Source organism: Trichocoleus sp. FACHB-6 (assembly GCF_014695815.1).
Classification (GTDB): domain Bacteria; phylum Cyanobacteriota; class Cyanobacteriia; order Cyanobacteriales; family FACHB-T130; genus Funiculus; species Funiculus sociatus.
Genome location: NZ_JACJOY010000031.1, coordinates 32,248 through 50,389, shown reverse-complemented (window position 1 = coordinate 50,389; position 18,142 = coordinate 32,248). Strand labels below are relative to the sequence as shown.

Here is an 18,142-nt window from a genome sequence, read left to right as displayed (position 1 = left end):
GAGTACAAGTACGCTATAGGCTCACAGACTTTATGGATACTTCACTGGTTAGCTCTGAGGCGGTTGATCTGTTGTCACGCATTACTGGACAAAAGCTCAGCCAACGTGATTTGACGCCTCCTGTGATATTTCTAGCAAATTTGGTAACACTGCTACTGGGTGTGATTTATGCTGATGGCACAATCACGGATGATGAAAAGCAACGGCTACTGACAACCCTTAATCGATTTATTCCCACAGAGGGCGGTGTGCGCCGATTAGCACATCTGATGATCAAGGGAGTAAAGGAGAATTTGGATAATACAAAACCAAGTCAACTGTCTAGGTTGGCGGCTCCGTTATCAAAATCACAAAGACTTTTGTTGATTAGTTTTGGCTATGAAATATCAGCCGCTGATGGAGTAATGGATACTCGTGAGAAGCGGTATTTAGAAATAATTGGCGACCGCTTATCCATTAATCCGCAACATCTAGCAGTCTTAGAAGCTGTTTTCAGTCGTCAAGGAGCCGTAGATCAAGCAGCATTGGATGAAGTGCAGTCTTTACTCGACCCCTCTCGGTTCCATGAGTTAGACACAGTGTTTGTTAATGCAGCTAATGAAATATCGGCGGCTTTACCTGCTAAACCTGAACAACCAGCAACTCAACAGCAGCCAGTCCCCTCTAACGCAGCTAGCAATGCCTCACCGCCTCCACCTCCTAAAGTCGAACACCAAAGAAATAAACACCATGATACCGCTTACGAACAGTTGCAACAGTTTCAGAAGAATCGGCAGCAATTAGACAATTTTTGTTATCAGCTTTATCAGACAATTCAGGACTGTACTAAGCATGAACTGCTGCCTAATACTCTTGAAAAAGAATTAGGAAAAGTATCTCAAAAGTTACAATCTCAACGGTTTCGTATCTCTGTCGTAGGTGAGTTTAGCCAAGGCAAATCCACTTTCCTCAACGCTTTGCTGGGTGAAGAAATCCAACCTGCAAGGGCAATTCCCTGTAGCGGTGCGGTGACTATTCTGAAATATGGCAAAAAAATGCAGGTAGTCTGTCGCTACAAGGATGGACGTTCTGAAGAAATTCCACTTGACCAATATAAAGTAAAAGCAGCAATTCCTAAAGAAGCAGCACGAGATCATCGTAGCGAACAACTGGGACAATCCGATATTGAGGAAATCATTTTTGAGCATCCCGATCTGGATTTATGCAGGAGTGGCGTAGAAATCATTGATTCCCCTGGATTAAATGAACACCCAGATCGGACGGCTATTACCCAAAAACTTCTCAAAGATACGGATGCAGCTATTTTCCTGACCAATGCTATGCGTCTCCTTCCTGAAAAAGAAAAAGAATTGATACAAGATGTGAGAACTCAACTAAATGGCGGTAAAGAAAACGAGCCTGCTGACAATCTTTTTGTGTTAGTTAACTTTATGGATTTACTGGATGAGGAAGAAGATCGTCAAGATGTAAGCCAGCGCATTGAAAGTTTTGTAAAGCAACAAAATCTGCTCATTAAGACTGAAGACCGTATCCACTATATCTCTGCTAAGTCAGCGCTAAAAGCAATCCTGAAAGGAGCAGACGACGAATACCTGAAAACATTCCAAAGCTTCACCCAATCTATTGAGCAATTTCTAACGCACGAACGCGGCTTTCTAGAAATCAAGAAATCAGTGATAAGAATTCAGGAATTGAATCAAGCAGGTTTAGACGGGCTGCACCAAGCAGAGAAAGTGTTACTTGGCAACTTAACACTTTCTGAAGCTAAAAAACAGGAGATTTTGGAACAAATTGGGGAAGCAAGCGGTCGCGATCTTAGAATTAGACTTATAGCTGATGAAATAAAAGATGCATCCTTTGAAGAAGCTAATGAATCTTTGCAGGAATGGCTTGAAGAATTAGGTGAACGGTTGGCTAATAAAGTTGAACACTGGTCTTCCAAATATAATCCTATATTCGACCAAGAGAGAGTTATACAAGACTATGTCAATCAGTTTCTTCGTGACATACAACAAGAGATAGATACCTGGGGTAACAAAGAGCTTAAGGAAAAAATACTAAAGCCGCATTTTGAAATTTTAGAAAATTCTATCAAAGAAGAGTTGGATACCCTTCAAAAAAGCTTACTTCTTCTTGATAAAGATATAAATACTGATTTTAGTAAGCAGATAAACCTTGCTATTAATGGTATAGAGGGCAGCTTTGGTGATTTTTATACTTACATAAGTGGAGGTCTTTTTGGAGGTGGCTTAGGCGCTGGATTGCTAATCTTATTGGGGCTAGGTGGCCCAATTATGTGGGCAGTAGCTGGAGTAGGAGCTGCAATAGCAGGAGCGCTTGGGTTTGGCATGGGTGGAATTCACGATCAAATTAAGCTCAAAGTATTTGAAACAGGTTGTGAAAAATTTGTCGAAGCTACGGAAAAACTTACAGATAAGATTGGTGAAACTATTGATTTAGTTTTTAATACCAGAGTTGAAGAAGCAATTAAAGTCATTGAACAAGCTATCTTCCTTTGCGAAAACTTGCTAGAACAGCAGGAGAAAATTCACAATGAAACCCTAGAGCAACGTCAAATCAAAAAAGCTTTCATAGTCCAAAAACGCGGGGAATTTGAACAGTTACGAAAGAATATTGAAGCATTTTTCCCATATTGATTAAGTTAAAAAAGCGTAAAGAAAAATAACACCTCATTTATGTATATGTTTAAACAATTAAATATTTAATAAATGAGGTTTTGGAAATAACAATAAGATTAACTGGAGCGATCGCATTCTCCTCAATCTCAGAGTGCGATCGCACCCGTGAAAATATCTAGCAACATAGCTTAACGCACAACTTGCCGCATATAATTTGCCCAAACTTGGGCAGCTTGTCCGCTACTTCCCCGCGTTGGCGAGTTGTCGTCATTTCCCAGCCAGACACCCGTGACTAAATCGCGACTGGGAACATAGCCGATAAACAACAAATCAACGCCGCTGTTAGTTGTCCCCGTCTTCCCCGCTTCATCTCCCAGTCCGATAGAGGCAGCTCGTCCCGTACCGCTTCTTACCACGCTCCGCAGCATAACATTCATAGTATCTGCAATTCCTTGTGGTAGCACTCGCTTAGTTGCCCCGGTTTCCTCCTCGAAGGAGTAAATTACTCGGCAGGTTTGGGGATTTTTGAAATCGGTACAATCACTGCTGTCGAGAATGCGCTTAATCGCGTGGGCGCGGTTCCAGACACCGTTATTTTCTATAGCGGCGAAAGCCCCCGTCATTTCTAAGAGGGTGGTTTCGCTTTGTCCGAGAACCAAGCCAGGGACGGGATTCAGGGGTGTGGTGATGCCCAGACGTTGCGCCATCTCCACCACTCTATTTAAACCCACATCCTGGGCAACTCGCAGAGCGACCACATTCTCCGATTGGGCAATTCCCGTATACATATCCGTCCCACTACCCCCGACTCTTTCGCACGCCCGAAAGCGTTGATTCTGCCACACTAGCGGGGCACAGGAATAAAATTTTCCCGGCGAGTTACCTTGTTCCAGCGCTGAGGCGTAGGCAAAAACTTTGAAAGTCGAACCAGGTTGACGCTTTGCCTGAGTAGCGCGATTGAATTGACTTTTTTCGTAATCTGTGCCACCGACCAAAGCGCGAATTGCTCCGGTGCTGGAGTCGAGGGTGACAATTGCCCCCTGAGAGAAGCCGTAGCTGGAACCGCTGGTGTTAACTGAATTGCGGAGGGAGGTTTCTGCCTTCTGCTGAGTTTCCAGATCCAGATTAGTTTCGACAATAAAGTTGCCTTCCTTCGCCAACTGTTCGCCCAACAAAGTGCGGAGTTCAGTAAAAACGTAGCTGTAGAAATAAGGTGCTTTGATGTTTGCCAAAGCTTCTCTAGCTTTCGGGCTAACTTCAATACGCGATCGCCTTGCCCGTTGTCCTTCCTCTGCACTAATTCGACCTTGGGAAACCATGCGGGTAATAATGCGATCGCGCAGTCCCACCGCCGTCTTATAATCCCGAATCGGATTGTAACTATTTGGTGCTGGCAAAATCGCCACCAGCGTCGCCGCTTCCGAAATATCTAAGTCTCTAGCAGATTTTTCAAAATAGAACTGCGCCGCATCTTCAAAACCTGAAGCACCTACCCCTAGATAGATGCGGTTCATGTAATTCCGTAAAATTTCGTCCTTACTGTAGAAAGTTTCTAACTTTAAGGCGACTATCGCTTCCCGGATTTTCCGCCCCGCGCTGTCTTCAGTTCCCACATAGTCGCGATACAAACTCCGCGCCAACTGCTGCGTCAGCGTACTTCCCCCTTGCTTAATTCCGCCTCCCTTAACATTCGTCACCACAGCCCGCAACGTCCCAATCGGATCGACCCCAAAGTGCCAATGATAGCGGCTGTCTTCCGATGCCAGCACCGCTGCGGGCAAATATTTGGAAAAGTCAGATAATCGTCGCAGTTCCCTGTGAGCCTCAGTTCGAGGACGCTGTAACGGTGTCCCCTCATCAGAATTAACTATTACTGGCCCCTGAACGGCTACTGGTAACGGTCGAACTGGGATATTTCGCCACTCATAAAGTATCAAAAAGGCGATTAAACTGACCAGCGCCCCTGCACCGTAAAGGCTGTAGCGAAATGCCAGAACGTACAAAGGCGGGGGATTGTGATACTGAAGCCTAACTGCATCAGCCAATTCTGGGGGGCCAAGGGTGAGGATATCGCCGTGACGGAGTTCTAGAGATTGGAGTCGCCGCCTACCCCGATAGATGCCATTGGTGGAGTTTTCATCTTTGATGATGAAGGATTTCTGGTGCTTGGGATCTCTGGAGACAGACAAATGAACTTGACTGACGACTGGGTTGCGGATGACAATATCGCAAGATTTAGAACTGCGTCCTAGAAGATAGCGATCGCCCAACATTGGATAAATTTCTGCCTTCGCAGCACCTGCATCCTGTACCCAAAGTTCCGGCACTTTGGCATTCGGCTTCAGCGCCAGCGCATTAAAATTAACTTTGGCTTGAATTGTCTGTATAGCCTGGGTTACTTGTCCCAGAATGGTTTTAGGCGGCTGTTGGGGTGAGGTCATGTCAGTCAAGCAATTGTCAGCGAGAGGCTTTTATTGAACATTCTACTCGCAAGCTCAAGGTAGCGTTTTAAAAAGACCAAAGGCTCTCATGCAAAAGAAAGAAATACCTCGTCCTCCACAAACTAGAAGCTTTGATGCTCCACAAACTCAGCTTAAAAACTCTTGATTTTGGGTTAGCCAAGGTAGGCGGACTTTGTTTTTGTAGCCGCCACTTCTAGTTGTCGGGACAAGGTGCAAAATATGAGTTTAACGACTTCTGCCAGAATCTGATTCCGGGCGGAAACTGGCAATTAACAAACATGCAATGCCTATATTAATAAACACATCTGCCAGATTAAATACTGGGAAGTGAATCAACCGGAAATCCAGAAAATCTACCACACTACCAGATACAAATCGGTCAATCCCATTACCCAACGCTCCTCCCAAGATAAAACCATAGCCGAATTGCTCTAAAGTGTCGCGATTTGGGCCAAATAAAGCGAACGCCATCAACCCTAAACTCACCGCCAAAGACAGCCAGCGCAACCAAACTCCCCCCTGAAACAAGCTAAAAGCTGCCCCAGTGTTCGTAACATAGGTGAAGTGGAACACATTAGGCAACAAAGCCCAGGTTTCCCTATGCTCAAAATTTTGCACTACCCAATACTTAGTCAACCGATCCAGAATCAGACTGACGAGTCCAGCAAGCCAAAACAGGTAATTTTTAAAAGGCATGGCAATTCTAGTGTTAATGGCTAACGTCAGACTGGCTAATTGTTTAACCATTAGCAACTGACAACTGACAACAAATTAACAGCTTTTTTAATAAAGCATCAGCTGACGTAAGAAAAAAGCCAAGACTGTAACTGCACAGACAATCACCATTTGTGCTGGTACGGGATAGACAGAGTACATCAAAGCTTCTTTCCATAAGGGGAGCGATCCTGCACCCAAGCTCAACGAGTGCGTGAGAATAAGGTAGGTCAAACCTGTGATATGGATAACCAGTAAGCCGCAGATACAGCTAAATGCCAAAGATTCCAGTCGTTGCGGTGCTTTAAAAGCTAACAAGCCACAAACCCAAGCACCAGGAATAAAGCCTAGTAAGTAGCCAAAGGTAGGCTGTGTCAGGTAGTCGATACCGCCGCCTTGGGAAAAGATGGGAAACCAGGGGGTTAAGCCCAAGGCTAGGTAGGCAATTTGGGAAATAGCACCAGCATTCTTACCCCCCATACAGCCTACCAACAGAACTGCACCAATCTGATAGGTTATGCCCAGCGAGTGAGCTTGAACTCCTTGCTGAGTCCAATTCCAGGGAACGTTGGTGATATACGCTTCCAGAAAGGTGCCACCAATTGTTAGAAGTAAGCCAATTAAGGCCCAAAGTAGTTCAGTGGGTGCAAACACGCAACGATTTTGGATTTTGAAGCGATTTTTGGGGAGATTGATTCTTCCCAAAATATCGCGTGATTTTGAAGCAAGAAATTGAGGACTTAGTTAGAAGATACTTTCTCTTCTTCTGCACTCAGATATTCAGCACTGAGTGCTATATTCGCCGGGGATGGGTGCTTCGCCGCCAGCTAGTCCCAAAGATTCGAGCATAGCATGGTCTTGCTCTGGCGGTTGTCCGAGGGTGGTGAGGTAGTGTCCAATCAGCATGGCGTTCATTCCAGCTTGGAAGCCCAAGGCTTGGAGTTCTCCCATTACGGCTTCGCGCCCTCCAGCGTAGCGCAGAATTTGCTGGGGCAGGATGAGGCGGAAGATAGCGATCGCTTTCAATGCTTCATACACATCTAGTTTCGGGCGATCATCTAAGGGTGTTCCTGGTCTTGGAGTGAGCAAGTTCAATGGCACGGATTCAACTTCTAATTCCCTCAACGCCAAAGCCAAATCTACTCTGTCTTCCCAAGATTCGCCTAATCCCATTATCCCGCCTGTGCAGGCTTGAATCCCGGCGGCTTTGATATTTTTAATAGTTTCAACGCGATCGCGCCATGTGTGCGTCGTCACTATCTCTGGGAAAAATTTCTCCGATGCTTCTAAGTTATGGTTGTATCGGGTTACACCTGCCTCTTTTAACTCTTGGGCTTGTTCTGGTGTCACTTCGCCCAAAGCACAGCACGGTTTTATATTGGTTTCGGCGATAATTCGGCGTACCGTTTCCAGAATTTCTTCAAATTCCGCCGATTTCGGGCTGTTGTATTTTATACCTCGCCCTTGGGAAACTAAGCAAAATCGTTTTGCTCCTGCGGCTTCGGCTGACTTAGCTTGAGCCAGAATCTCCTCTGTAGATTTCAGACCATAAATAGGTGAATCTTTACCTGGGTGATGAGCAGACTGGGCGCAAAAGCCGCAATTTTCCGAGCAACTGCCAGATTTTATATTGACAATACTGCACAAATCTACTACGTTGCCGCAACAAGCTTGACGTACTTTATCTGCGGCTTCGCAGAGTAGCAAAATATTTTCTTGACCTTCAATTTGGGTGAGTGCGATCGCTTCCTCTTTCCCAATTCTCTTTCCCGCAATAATCGCAACACTCAGGTTGTGCAGCCATTGCCGCAGTGACTCCTGTTCCTTGCTCTGAATATCCGCGTTCGACACTGGTGCTTGAACCACGTTCTGCCCCTTTTGATCGCATCTACTGAAACTTTGGCATTTTATCACTCTAGTTGCAGAAAACAAGCAAGCTATCTTAACCTAATCTTTACATTTAAGCGATAGGCTACAAGGAAAATGCCCGTGCCAAAGCAGAAGTTGAGCTAAATGATTCAGCCATCTTGCTGAATAAAATCCAGCCGTTAAATATTACATTTACTACAGTTACCAGAGGAAAACAATATCGTGGCTTCTGTGACAGACAATCCGCAGGGAATCGCTAAACCGCGCTCTAACGCAGAGCGAAAACTGGATCTGGGGTTTATTTGGCTGACTCGAATTTTTGCGATCGCAGTTGCTGGCACCTTGATTTGGATAACAATCCAAGTTGCAATTCAGGCACTCCCTGCAATAAGACAATACGGGCTAGGCTTTATATTCTCTACCACTTGGGACCCCGTTCGCAATGAGTACGGAGCGCTTCCGCAACTTGTCGGGACAGTATTTAGCTCTCTAATTGCGCTGCTCATCGCTGTACCAGTGGGTCTTGGCGTGGCGATCTTTTTGAGCGAAGATTATTTACCGCCACGGATTCAGATGATATTAGTTTTCTTGGTAGAACTGCTAGCGGCGATTCCCAGTGTAGTGTATGGTTTATGGGGAATTTTCGTTTTGATTCCGCTGTTGAAACCACTGGGAGAGGCGCTCAATGCTAACTTGGGTTGGCTGCCAATTTTTAGTACGCCGCTGCGCGGGCCAGGACTGCTACCAGCATCAATCGTCTTGGCAATCATGGTTTTACCAACGATAGCAGCTCTTTCCCGCGATGCCTTGATATCTTTACACAGCGATTTGCGTCAGGCGGCCGTTGGACTAGGAGCGACGCGCTGGGAAACAATTCTCAAGGTGCTACTACCATCAGCCATTTCTGGAATTGTGGGTGCAGTCATGCTGGCGCTGGGTAGAGCTTTGGGAGAAACGATGGCTGTCACCATGTTGATTGGAAATTCTAATAATATCAGTCCTTCAGTTTTGGCTCCCTCTAATACGATTGCTTCCCTATTAGCTAACCAATTTGCTGAGGCAAGCGGTCTACAAGTTTCAGCTCTAATGTATGCAGCTTTACTGCTGTTTATACTGACCCTTTTAGTGAATGTTTTGGCTCAGTTACTGGTGAGTCGGGTGCAGCGAATTTAATGATTTCATGATTGTGTCAATACCCTGATAGGTCTGAAACCTCCGAATTTATTCCAGGAATCTTAAAAGTCCCCAATCCCCAATCCCCAGCCCCCATTATGTCTAAATTAGAGGATAAACCTGTTTCCGGATTTCCTAGCAGAACCTTAAAGCGATCGCCCACCTCACCCCGGACGCTGTTCGGAATCGTGATGACGGGGTTAACGTTCTTTTGTGCAGTGCTGGCCATTGTGCCTTTAGTGGCTGTGCTTGGCTACGTAATCGTTCAAGGTATTAGCCAACTTAATACCAATGCGTTTACACAACTACCGCCACCTCCATTAGTAGAGGGCGGCGGCTTTGGTAATGCCATCCTGGGAACCTTAATTATGGTGGGAATTGGTGCATTAATTAGCATTCCATTTGGCGTGATGGCGGCAATTTATTTGTCAGAATTTAGCGGTGGCAAAATAGCCTATTGGATTCGTTTTGCTACCAACGTCCTCAGCGGTGTTCCCTCGATTATTGTGGGCGTTTTTGCTTATGTTACTGTCGTCTTGACTACTGGGACATACTCTGCATGGGCGGGGGGATTTGCTTTATCAATTTTGATGTTGCCGATTGTGGTGCGGGCAACAGAAGAAGCGCTGAGACTGGTGCCGCAAGAAGTTAGACAAGCGGCGGTAGGATTAGGAGCAAGTAATTTTCAAGCGGTTTCGCGGGTGGTGTTGCCAGCTGCTTTACCTGCAATTGTCACCGGAACGACTCTAGCGATCGCGCGTGCTGCTGGGGAAACTGCTCCGCTGTTATTTACCGCTTTATTTACCCAGTTTTGGCCTAACTGGAATAATCGCTTACTTGAGCCTACAGCCTCTCTAGCAGTTTTAGTTTACAACTTCGCTACGACGCCCTTTAAAAATCAGCAAGAATTCGCATGGGCGGCTTCTTTCATCCTGGTGATGATGGTTCTGCTTACCAGTGTTATTTCCCGTTTGGCAACGGCTCGCCGCGTCTATTGATCGACGAGTCTTGGGAAATGTGTCGCTATGATACTGTTAAATTTAACAAAAAAGATAACAATGAATACAATGCGAGGTTTAACAGTATGCTGGGCGATATTGAGTGAAATTTTTTTATTGCCATAAACCATAAGTTTTCGCGCTTCTGTTAAACCCAAAACCTAAGAGTTTTTATGTTGTCTAATCCCCAAACAAAAAATCAAACAGATACCGTTTTAAAGACGGAAAAACTGAATGTCTACTACGGAAATTTTCTAGCGCTGAAGGAAATCAGTCTAGATATTCCCAAAAACCGAGTTACAGCATTTATTGGGCCTTCAGGTTGTGGCAAAAGTACGTTGCTCCGGTGCTACAATCGCCTCAACGATTTAATTAAAATTTTTCGAGCCGAAGGCAAAGTTTATTACAACAATCAAGACCTCTACGCTCCTGATATTGACCCAGTAGAGGTACGGCGGCGGATTGGCATGGTGTTCCAAAGACCAAACCCCTTCCCCAAGTCGATTTATGACAATATCGCTTTTGGGGCGCGGCTGAACGGCTATCGGGGTGATATGGATGAGTTGGTAGAAAGAAGTCTCAGACAAGCCGCACTCTGGGATGAAGTCAAAGACAAACTTAAGCAAAGTGGTCTTTCTATATCAGGCGGACAACAGCAAAGGTTGTGTATTGCTAGAGCGATCGCAGTTCAGCCAGATGTCATTCTTATGGATGAACCCGCCTCTGCACTTGACCCGATTTCAACGCTGCGAGTTGAAGAACTGATCCAGCAACTCAAAGAGGATTACACCATCGTCATCGTCACCCACAATATGCAGCAAGCCTCGCGCATAGCCGATATGACGGCATTTTTCAATGTGGAAGCGACGGAAAAGGGCGGCAGAATGGGTTACTTGGTGGAGTACGACCGCACCGAAGTTATCTTCCAAAGTCCGCAGGAGAAATCCACCCAAGAATACGTCAGCGGACGCTTCGGTTGATTTTCTCATTCACAAGCTACACTTGGGAACGGCGTTAAAGAGGCTTTCCCAGGTGTAGCCTGGAGAACAAAACTTAAGGATTGTAATAGTTCCAAGTCATCTTGCTAAGACGGTAGTGGTCTTGCGTCCATAGTCGCGGACGGTTGGGGTTGGGGTTCGGCTCCTGGTTTTGATAGATGCGAAGCTGATTACCGTTCAGGACAATTAATTCTTCACGCCAATCTCCAGACACGTCGGCTACATATAGCCGATCCGACTTCTCATCGAAGCGATGGAGAAATTGCCCGTTGAGCGGGTCAAAAATCGCGACATCCCCAGCCTCGTGACGCTCCTTGGCGGCAGCTAGCTGGCGAGAATCACCTGTCCAGTCAACGGTGAAAATAACCTCCACGCCTTTATCTGACCAACCTTTGGGAGCGACATCTTCGATTTGATAATCAGCAATCAGTTTACCTTGGGCGTCAAACACAAAAGGTTTCTGGTTAGTATTGTAACGGCTGCGACACCAAATTTCTAAACCTGGTCGCTGAAGGTCAAAGTCACCAACAGCAGCATTTTGAGGTTCCTGGTGTTTAAAATGGGTTTCCCAAATTAAGCGCTCTTTGTTATAGAGGAAAATGCGATTACCGCCGCCTGCGATGTTGTTGTACATCTCGGCAAAGCGCTTGCGAATACCTCTACCTCCCTCTTTCAGGCGATCGCTTCCTCCCTCTTCCAACGCTACCACCTCCAACCCTGGAATGTCTGGACGCACATCAGCGACAAAAATCGCATCAATGTGAGGATGTTGTTTGGTGGTATTTTCCATAGGAACTTGAAAGAGAATTTTTCCATCACTTCCTACGATCGTTCCGCCTAAAACTTCGTGCTTACCGTCTCCATCTAAATCTGCAACCCTTGCACCAGCGTGTACACCACCTAAAAACTTATCTTGCGTCCATAGAGGTTTAGGATTTTCTTGTTTGAGCAAGTTATCTATGGCATAAGCTGCTAGATAACGTCCCTTGCGATAACCTTTAGCATTGGTAGCTTGAAGAAGTAAATCGCGATTGCCTTTACCACGAAAATTCGCAACGACTACATGCTCCCAACTGCTTGCACCCTTTGGCGGTTCTAGTTTGATACTCCGCTTGGTCTTCCCGTCTGCACCTTGAACAATATGAAGATTTTTGTCCTTGGTTAAGAATAAAACTTCCGTCAAGCGATCGCCATCTACATCAGCTGCTTGTACCCCCGATCCATGCCAGCCTGGTAGTCCTTGCTTTTCTGCTTGTCCACTGACTTGGATATCGATTTGTTTAGTCCAGAGCTTGTCTCCAGAATTACTATAAACCGCGATGTGACCCGGCTTAGTAATAATGAAATCTTTCTTTGTGTCATTATTAACATCCGCCGCTATCAAACCACCAATGCGCTTATCTTCTGGGGGCAAATCTAATTGAATAGTCTGGGGTTTGATTTGAGAATTCGGTAAAATAACTTCCTTCCGGAAGAACTTCTTCGCATATTCCTGAACGGGAAAAGCTAAAAGAACAGATAACGATATTAAGCCTGATATGTAAAAAACCCGATTTCTACTGAGATTGTACAAGCGCTTTTGCATTTTACTCTCTCGATGTATTTTTGAGAGGGAATTTTCTCGTTCCTTACGCTAAGGCACAAGGAAAAGACGAATAATCTATATCTTCCTTAACATCGTATTGCAGTAGCTGGCGATACAACTCAATATGGCGTTGAATTTGTAACTCTGAGGAATACTCTTTTTCAGCGATCGCGCGACACTGTTGGCTCATCTCTTGGCGTAGAGAATCATCGTCAAGTAGCTGCACAATGCCGTTGCGGAAATCTTCTACATTTTCAGCTTCAGCTAGATAACCTGTAATCCCAGGACGAACTAAATCGGGTATACCACCAATTTTGAAAGAAACCATTGGTGTGCCACAAGCCATACTTTCTTGCAGAACTAATGGTAAATTATCTTCACGGCTAGGAAAAATAAACAAGTCAGCAGCAGAATAGCAAATTGTTTTCAGGCGTTTGTCTGTGACAAATCCAAAATTTAGGGTTGGAATGTCAACAGCCTCAGCGAGCGCTTCACCTCCGTTACCAATCAGCAGTAAGACAATTTGGGTTTTCACAGATTCTGGTAAGCTCTTAAGAGCTTGAGTCAGCAAATCTCCACCTTTGCGGCGCTCTTGCAAACTTGCTGCCACAAACATCAGAGCTTTCTTTCCTGAAGGCACTCCCAATACTGAACGACACATTTGTGAATCCAAGGGCTGATAAATTTCCGTGTCTATCCCGTTAGGAATATGATGAATTGGAAAGCGCTGAAGCAAACTTTCTTTAGCCAATTTAGTCATCCAGCTACTAGGAGTAATAATCGTCATATTTGAGCGACTATATACCCAGTCTTTCAGCTTCCATTCTAGGTGCGTATTGTCTCTTTCAACGGCTGGATGGGTTTTAGGATAAGGACATTTGCCGCAACCAATTTTCCAGCGATCGCAGTCGTAGCTGTAAGAGCAGTGGCCTGTAAAAGACCACATATCATGGAGAGTGAAAACGGTTGGTTTGTGTTCAGTTAGTGAAGGAAGTGCCAGATAGCTGTAACCTCTATGCATCCCATGAATGTGAAAAATATCAGCTTCTTGGTAAGCGTTTGTTTTCTTGATATTAAAGGTATTTACAGCATTGATATCGTTCAATCCCGATCTTGATGTAACTTGTTTAATTAAAAACTCAACAATTTTTATTCTTTTATTGCGCGGGATTTGCTGAATATGAGAAGACTCGATTTTTTTAAGCTTACACAAAATTTTTGAATCGATCTCTGCTTTTCTAAGACCGAGGTGAAGACTATACATCGCCACGGCACCGCCTGAACTATAAAAGGGATCGGAAGGGTTCAAATTAAGCACTTTCATCTATAACACCTCTTGGTAATTAGAAAAAAAATTATGTTTGAAATGCTAGGATAACACTACAAAACCTAGCGCAAGTATTTTTTAAAATTTCTTTATTCTCTTAGCTTTTTAGTAGTTAGTTGTAGGTTGGGTTGAGAGAATGCGAAACCCAACAAATGCAAAAGAATAGTTGGGTTTTGTTGCCTCAAACGCCACGCACCAAGGGCGCTCTTAACACAGTGGAGGGGGTAACTCCCATTTCCTACTTTCACTTTGGGGTTTTTAGCTCTAACTGGTGCTGATTGAAAATAACAAACTACCTCAGGGCTATTTCATTCTCCTGAATCCTGCCAGGGACTTAAGTCCACGGACTTTTAGCCCAAGTCGTCTAAAGACGACTCAAATACTAATTTATAGTCGTCTAAAGACGACTTTAGCTATGAGATAGGGGTTTCAACCCTTGGCGGATTATAGCTTTGAGAGGATGAAACAGCCCGGCAAACTACCCAACTGTAGCCGGAACTTTTGCTGGGGCAAAGTAAGCATTTTGCTCAGCCCGCAACTTGTCGCAAAGTCTCCCTTCCGGCAATTCCACATCATCGTAGGTGAGGACTTGATCCTTAGTAATATCTCGCTTCAGGCGACACCCTTCAGCTAAACCAATTGGTAACAAGTTTTCCGTCTGGGTGACATCAGAATTTTCGCACTGTCCGTAGGTCATAAAGTAGCCAATGCCATCAATAGTTTCCCCAGCTTTGAGGTCGATTTTTGCAGTAGCTACCACATCGACTAAAGGGCCAGCCAAGGGAACCAATACCGCATCATTGAACAGGACAACCCGCGCCACCGATAAAGGTACTTCAAAGTGACACAGATGATAGGGAGTGTAGAAGCTGTAAAGGGGGCCTTCACCTAATTTATACAAATTCAGGTAGTGGCGTTGCTTGGGGTCGTCGTGAGTTCCAAACACAAATACACCCGGCCCAGGTTTGGCACCGACGACGTAATCAACAATACCGCCTAATTCTTTAAGCTGGTCAATATCATACTTAGTGGTCAGTTCATCAATATGACCCCTGTAGTCGTATCCCAACATACCGCGCTTAATGACTTTCATGCCTGTACCATTGGCAACGATCGCTTGCTCGAAGGATATCTTGGTACCATCGGCAAAGCTTGTCACCATGTGGGGTTTTTGTCCCCACTGCTTGGCGAAAGATTCTTGGGTAATTGGGTTACGGTAAGGATCTTGTAAGCCTTTGATATTGCCGCACAGCAGCGGGGTCAAGCCAATACTTTTAACGAACCGATACAGGTTCATTTGCACGCCTGGTTGGTCGCCATCGCTAGCGGTGATAATTACACCAGCTTTGTCTGCATACACTTTTAAAATGGGGCCAATTGTGCCGTCGAGTTCGGCATCCATGAGGATAATATGCTTGCGGTTAGCGATCGCTTCCATTGCCACATGAGCGCCAAATTCGATCGCACCTGTAACTTCCACTAGCGCGTCAATGCCTTCGGCTTTGCACAGCAACATGGCATCATCGCTGATTGCATATTTGCCGCGAGCGATCGCATCCTCCAATTCAGATACACTCTTGACAACTTGCAAATCTCCAATTCCCGCCTCATTATATGCCCGTTTAGCGTTATCCAAGCTACGGTTAGAGATTGCTACTAACTCCATCCCCGGCACAGAATTAATAATTTGATTAGCAATTCCTCGACCCATAAAGCCGGCACCAATCATGCCCACTTTTATCGGGTTTCCAGCTTCGGCGCGTGCTTGCAATGCCTTATCGACAATAATCATTCCTAACTCCTATTTTTGTTGCTTCTCATTTGTTTCAAGCTGCATTTTTGTCTAAAATTTTGTTTACAATTAGCAGCTATTCAATATTCAGCCTTTGGTAATTTTAACTCATAAACTCCGATTAAATAATATTTGGCAAGTTAGTTATAAGTTAACTATCTTTATTACTTAGTTCTGAAAAAATATTTCATATAAGCCTAATTTCTACACAAATTTTATTGAGAAATAGTGTCAGCCTCTCCAAATGTCATCGTCTTTTTTCGGAACAAAGACATCATTGAAAAAGCTGATTACATCCACGCAATAGACGAGTTACAAAAAAGTTCTCGCTATCTGCATACAACCCCAATAATTAACGTGTATTGGGACAGGCTGACCAGGTTTTAAGTTGGGAAAGGGTTCAAGAAGGTAAGAAAGAAGTACGTTCCCCCCAGACGGTTTATCTGGTTTGAGGGAAACGACAGTTAACCTTTTGATACGATTTATTTCTGACTTTGGTTACAGCAAAAGAGGCATAAGGCCCTATGCAACCTATTAGAAACTTAGCCTGCGATCGCTCCTCGCCACTCATCGCTAAACTCCTAGAGGAAGGGATTGTAGTAAGGTCCAAGCTGCATCTTTGACAGAAATTTCGCTAACAGGTAAAGGCCATTCAATTCCCAAAACAGGATCGTCATAGTGCAGACCCCGCTCATAACCTGGAGTATAAAACTCACCCACTTGATACGTCACTTCAGCTGCATCCGTGAGCGTTTGGTAGCCGTGAGCAAACATTTCTGGTACGTACAATGCCCGACGATTTTCGGCAGTCAATTCTACACCAATATGTAAAAGATATGTAGGGGAATTAGGACGCATATCTACTATCACATCATAAATTGCTCCCTGAGTACAGCGAATCAATTTGGTTTCAGTCGCCGGAGCGATTTGATAGTGCATACCCCGCAGCGTTCCTTTCTTATGATTAAAAGACAGGTTGCATTGAGCAACAGTTGGCTTCAACCCGTGTTCTTGAAATTCTTCCATGCAGAAAGTACGAGCAAAAAAGCCTCGATGATCTGGGCGTTGCTCTAAATCAATAATGAATGCACCTTTGAGCTTGGTTTCTGTAAATTTCATCGTATACAATCCAACTAAATCAAGTGTCTATGAAAGGCAGAGCATTGCTAGAGCAACATTTATGATATGTTTTGAGCAAAAGAAAAAAGATAAATTTCCTTTGCTTAAAAAATTTAAGTTCTCATGCTGCTTCAGAAATCGAAGTATTTAGATCAATCACGTTAAAGTTGTCATAAACTCTCGCTTCAGGAATCGGTATCAAAAACTTTCCACCCCAAGCTGCAATAAATGCCATTTGCTCAACAATTTCTTGTTGAAGATTCCAAGGTAAAATCAGCACATAGTCGGGCTTAGTTTCGCGGATTTTAGCGGGATGGAAGATAGGAATGTGAGTTCCTGGTAGAAACATTCCTTGTTTGTGAGGATTCCGATCCACCGTGTAATCGATAAAATCTGTGCAAATCCCGCAGTAATTTAGCAAGGTATTCCCCTTGGCGGGCGCACCATAGCCCACAACAGATTTTCCTTGGGATTTTGCTTCAATCAAAAGAGTTAAAAGCTTGCGTTTTGTTTCTTTAACTTTTTCCCCAAAGGTGATGTATGTCTCCAACTTATCTAATCCTAGTTGGATTTCCTTTGCTTTTAACTGGGTAACTCTCTCGCTAATCGGGGGAGTGACAGCATTATCATGCTTCCCGTAAATTCTCAGCGAACCCCCGTGCGTCGGTATTTCCTCTACATCAAATAGTGTTAGTCCATGAGCAGCAAAAATCTTCTCAACTGTGAGGAACGAAAAATAGGAAAAATGCTCGTGGTATATTGTGTCAAACTGATTCCCCTGCATGAGTTGCAATAGATGGGGAAACTCCATTGTTAAAATTCCATTAGAGTTTAGGGCTATTTTCATCCCAGCCACAAAATCATTCAGGTCAGGGACATGAGCTAACACATTATTGCCTAACAACAGGTTTGCTTGTTGCCCTGCTGCAATCATTTCTTGTGCAGTTTGAACGCCAAAAAACTTGACAATACTAGGAATACCTTTTTCTTCAGCAATCTTTGCTACATTAGCAGCTGGCTCTACCCCTAGAACTGGAATTCCCCTTTCTTTAAAATACTGTAGTAGATACCCATCATTGCTAGCAACTTCAATGACTTGATGAGTTTGGTTCAACCCAAACTTTTCTACCATTAAATCTGTATATGCCTTTGCGTGCTGTAGCCAACTATCTGAGTAGGAAGAAAAGTAAGCGTAATCACCATCACCAAAAATGTGTTCTGGAGATTCAAACTGTTCTAATTGAACCAAAAAACAGTTTTCACAGACATAGGCATGAAGTGGATATAATTTCTCAGCATTATTAAGTTGTTCTGGTTTTAGGTAGTCATTAGCTATTGGTGACATACCTAAGTTAACAAAACTATGCTGAAGCAGAGAGTTGCAAAAGAGGCATTTAGAATTCCTCATTGTAGTATACCTGCTAGGTGGTAGATGCCAATATATGGCAGTGGTTTAGTTGAGAAGC

The 18,142-nt window shown here is 44.4% G+C and carries 14 protein-coding genes; 5 read left to right on the top strand and 9 right to left on the bottom strand.

Features of this window, described 5'->3' with window-relative positions; genetic code table 11:
* The first annotated feature begins 32 nt into the window (after positions 1 to 32).
* The gene (locus H6F66_RS06805) at positions 33 to 2,657 is read left to right on the top strand and encodes a dynamin family protein (protein ID WP_190419551.1); all 2,625 of its coding nucleotides are present in this window, start codon (positions 33 to 35) and stop codon (positions 2,655 to 2,657) included.
* Between the two features lie 170 nt (positions 2,658 to 2,827).
* Here H6F66_RS06805 and H6F66_RS06800 read toward each other — a convergent pair whose 3' ends face one another.
* The 4 genes from H6F66_RS06800 to bioB all read right to left on the bottom strand — a co-directional run bounded on the left by H6F66_RS06800 (position 2,828) and on the right by bioB (position 7,681).
* Positions 2,828 to 5,080, bottom strand: a complete 2,253-nt coding sequence (locus H6F66_RS06800; protein ID WP_190419549.1) for a transglycosylase domain-containing protein — start codon at positions 5,078 to 5,080, stop codon at positions 2,828 to 2,830.
* Positions 5,081 to 5,326: 246 nt separating this feature from the next.
* Positions 5,327 to 5,797, bottom strand: coding sequence for a signal peptidase II (gene lspA / locus H6F66_RS06795; RefSeq protein ID WP_190419576.1), 471 nt, complete (start codon positions 5,795 to 5,797; stop codon positions 5,327 to 5,329).
* An 87-nt stretch (positions 5,798 to 5,884) separates the two neighbouring features.
* Positions 5,885 to 6,469, bottom strand: coding sequence for a biotin transporter BioY (locus tag H6F66_RS06790; RefSeq protein ID WP_190419547.1), 585 nt, complete (start codon positions 6,467 to 6,469; stop codon positions 5,885 to 5,887).
* A gap of 126 nt (positions 6,470 to 6,595) precedes the next feature.
* Positions 6,596 to 7,681, bottom strand: a complete 1,086-nt coding sequence (gene bioB, locus H6F66_RS06785) for a biotin synthase BioB (RefSeq protein WP_190419545.1) — start codon at positions 7,679 to 7,681, stop codon at positions 6,596 to 6,598.
* 225 nt (positions 7,682 to 7,906) lie between these two features.
* Here bioB and pstC point away from each other — a divergent pair, with 225 nt between their 5' ends.
* The 3 genes from pstC to pstB all read left to right on the top strand — a co-directional run bounded on the left by pstC (position 7,907) and on the right by pstB (position 10,835).
* A complete protein-coding gene (gene pstC / locus H6F66_RS06780) occupies positions 7,907 to 8,857 on the top strand; it encodes a phosphate ABC transporter permease subunit PstC (protein WP_190419543.1) in 951 nt (316 codons plus the stop codon).
* 98 nt (positions 8,858 to 8,955) lie between these two features.
* Positions 8,956 to 9,855 carry a phosphate ABC transporter permease PstA gene (gene pstA / locus H6F66_RS06775; RefSeq protein WP_190419541.1) on the top strand — a complete coding sequence of 300 codons (900 nt, stop codon included), beginning with the start codon at positions 8,956 to 8,958 and terminating at the stop codon, positions 9,853 to 9,855.
* 173 nt (positions 9,856 to 10,028) lie between these two features.
* On the top strand, positions 10,029 to 10,835 hold the full coding sequence (gene pstB, locus H6F66_RS06770) for a phosphate ABC transporter ATP-binding protein PstB (RefSeq protein WP_190419539.1): 807 nt from the start codon (positions 10,029 to 10,031) through the stop codon (positions 10,833 to 10,835).
* A gap of 73 nt (positions 10,836 to 10,908) precedes the next feature.
* Here the strand turns inward: pstB and H6F66_RS06765 are convergent, their stop codons facing one another.
* From H6F66_RS06765 to H6F66_RS06755, 3 genes are all read right to left on the bottom strand, one after another.
* Complete coding sequence (locus tag H6F66_RS06765; RefSeq protein WP_190419537.1) at positions 10,909 to 12,438, bottom strand: FG-GAP-like repeat-containing protein; 1,530 nt, start codon at positions 12,436 to 12,438, stop codon at positions 10,909 to 10,911.
* A gap of 43 nt (positions 12,439 to 12,481) precedes the next feature.
* Positions 12,482 to 13,762, bottom strand: a complete 1,281-nt coding sequence (locus tag H6F66_RS06760; RefSeq protein WP_190419535.1) for a glycosyltransferase family 4 protein — start codon at positions 13,760 to 13,762, stop codon at positions 12,482 to 12,484.
* A 481-nt stretch (positions 13,763 to 14,243) separates the two neighbouring features.
* Positions 14,244 to 15,557 carry an SAF domain-containing protein gene (locus tag H6F66_RS06755; protein ID WP_190419533.1) on the bottom strand — a complete coding sequence of 438 codons (1,314 nt, stop codon included), beginning with the start codon at positions 15,555 to 15,557 and terminating at the stop codon, positions 14,244 to 14,246.
* Between the two features lie 228 nt (positions 15,558 to 15,785).
* On the opposite strand from H6F66_RS06755, the gene H6F66_RS06750 reads away from it, so the two are divergent.
* Positions 15,786 to 15,944: a hypothetical protein gene (locus tag H6F66_RS06750; protein WP_190419531.1), complete on the top strand. Its 159-nt coding sequence runs from the start codon at positions 15,786 to 15,788 to the stop codon at positions 15,942 to 15,944.
* Between the two features lie 186 nt (positions 15,945 to 16,130).
* Here the strand turns inward: H6F66_RS06750 and rfbC are convergent, their stop codons facing one another.
* Positions 16,131 to 16,676, bottom strand: a complete 546-nt coding sequence (gene rfbC / locus H6F66_RS06745; protein ID WP_190419529.1) for a dTDP-4-dehydrorhamnose 3,5-epimerase — start codon at positions 16,674 to 16,676, stop codon at positions 16,131 to 16,133.
* 121 nt (positions 16,677 to 16,797) lie between these two features.
* Complete coding sequence (locus tag H6F66_RS06740; RefSeq protein WP_190419527.1) at positions 16,798 to 18,084, bottom strand: class I SAM-dependent methyltransferase; 1,287 nt, start codon at positions 18,082 to 18,084, stop codon at positions 16,798 to 16,800.
* Positions 18,085 to 18,142 lie beyond the last annotated feature (58 nt).

Bases quoted from the DNA above. Each gene is read 5' to 3' on its own strand.
- H6F66_RS06805 (WP_190419551.1), top strand. From the start codon at position 33: ATGGATACTTCACTGGTTAGCTCTGAGGCGGTTGATCTGTTGTCACGC.
- H6F66_RS06800 (WP_190419549.1), bottom strand. From the start codon at position 5,080: ATGACCTCACCCCAACAGCCGCCTAAAACCATTCTGGGACAAGTAACC.
- lspA (WP_190419576.1), bottom strand. From the start codon at position 5,797: ATGCCTTTTAAAAATTACCTGTTTTGGCTTGCTGGACTCGTCAGTCTG.
- pstA (WP_190419541.1), top strand. From the start codon at position 8,956: ATGTCTAAATTAGAGGATAAACCTGTTTCCGGATTTCCTAGCAGAACC.
- pstB (WP_190419539.1), top strand. From the start codon at position 10,029: ATGTTGTCTAATCCCCAAACAAAAAATCAAACAGATACCGTTTTAAAG.
- H6F66_RS06765 (WP_190419537.1), bottom strand. From the start codon at position 12,438: ATGCAAAAGCGCTTGTACAATCTCAGTAGAAATCGGGTTTTTTACATA.
- H6F66_RS06760 (WP_190419535.1), bottom strand. From the start codon at position 13,762: ATGAAAGTGCTTAATTTGAACCCTTCCGATCCCTTTTATAGTTCAGGC.
- H6F66_RS06755 (WP_190419533.1), bottom strand. From the start codon at position 15,557: ATGATTATTGTCGATAAGGCATTGCAAGCACGCGCCGAAGCTGGAAAC.
- rfbC (WP_190419529.1), bottom strand. From the start codon at position 16,676: ATGAAATTTACAGAAACCAAGCTCAAAGGTGCATTCATTATTGATTTA.
- H6F66_RS06740 (WP_190419527.1), bottom strand. From the start codon at position 18,084: ATGAGGAATTCTAAATGCCTCTTTTGCAACTCTCTGCTTCAGCATAGT.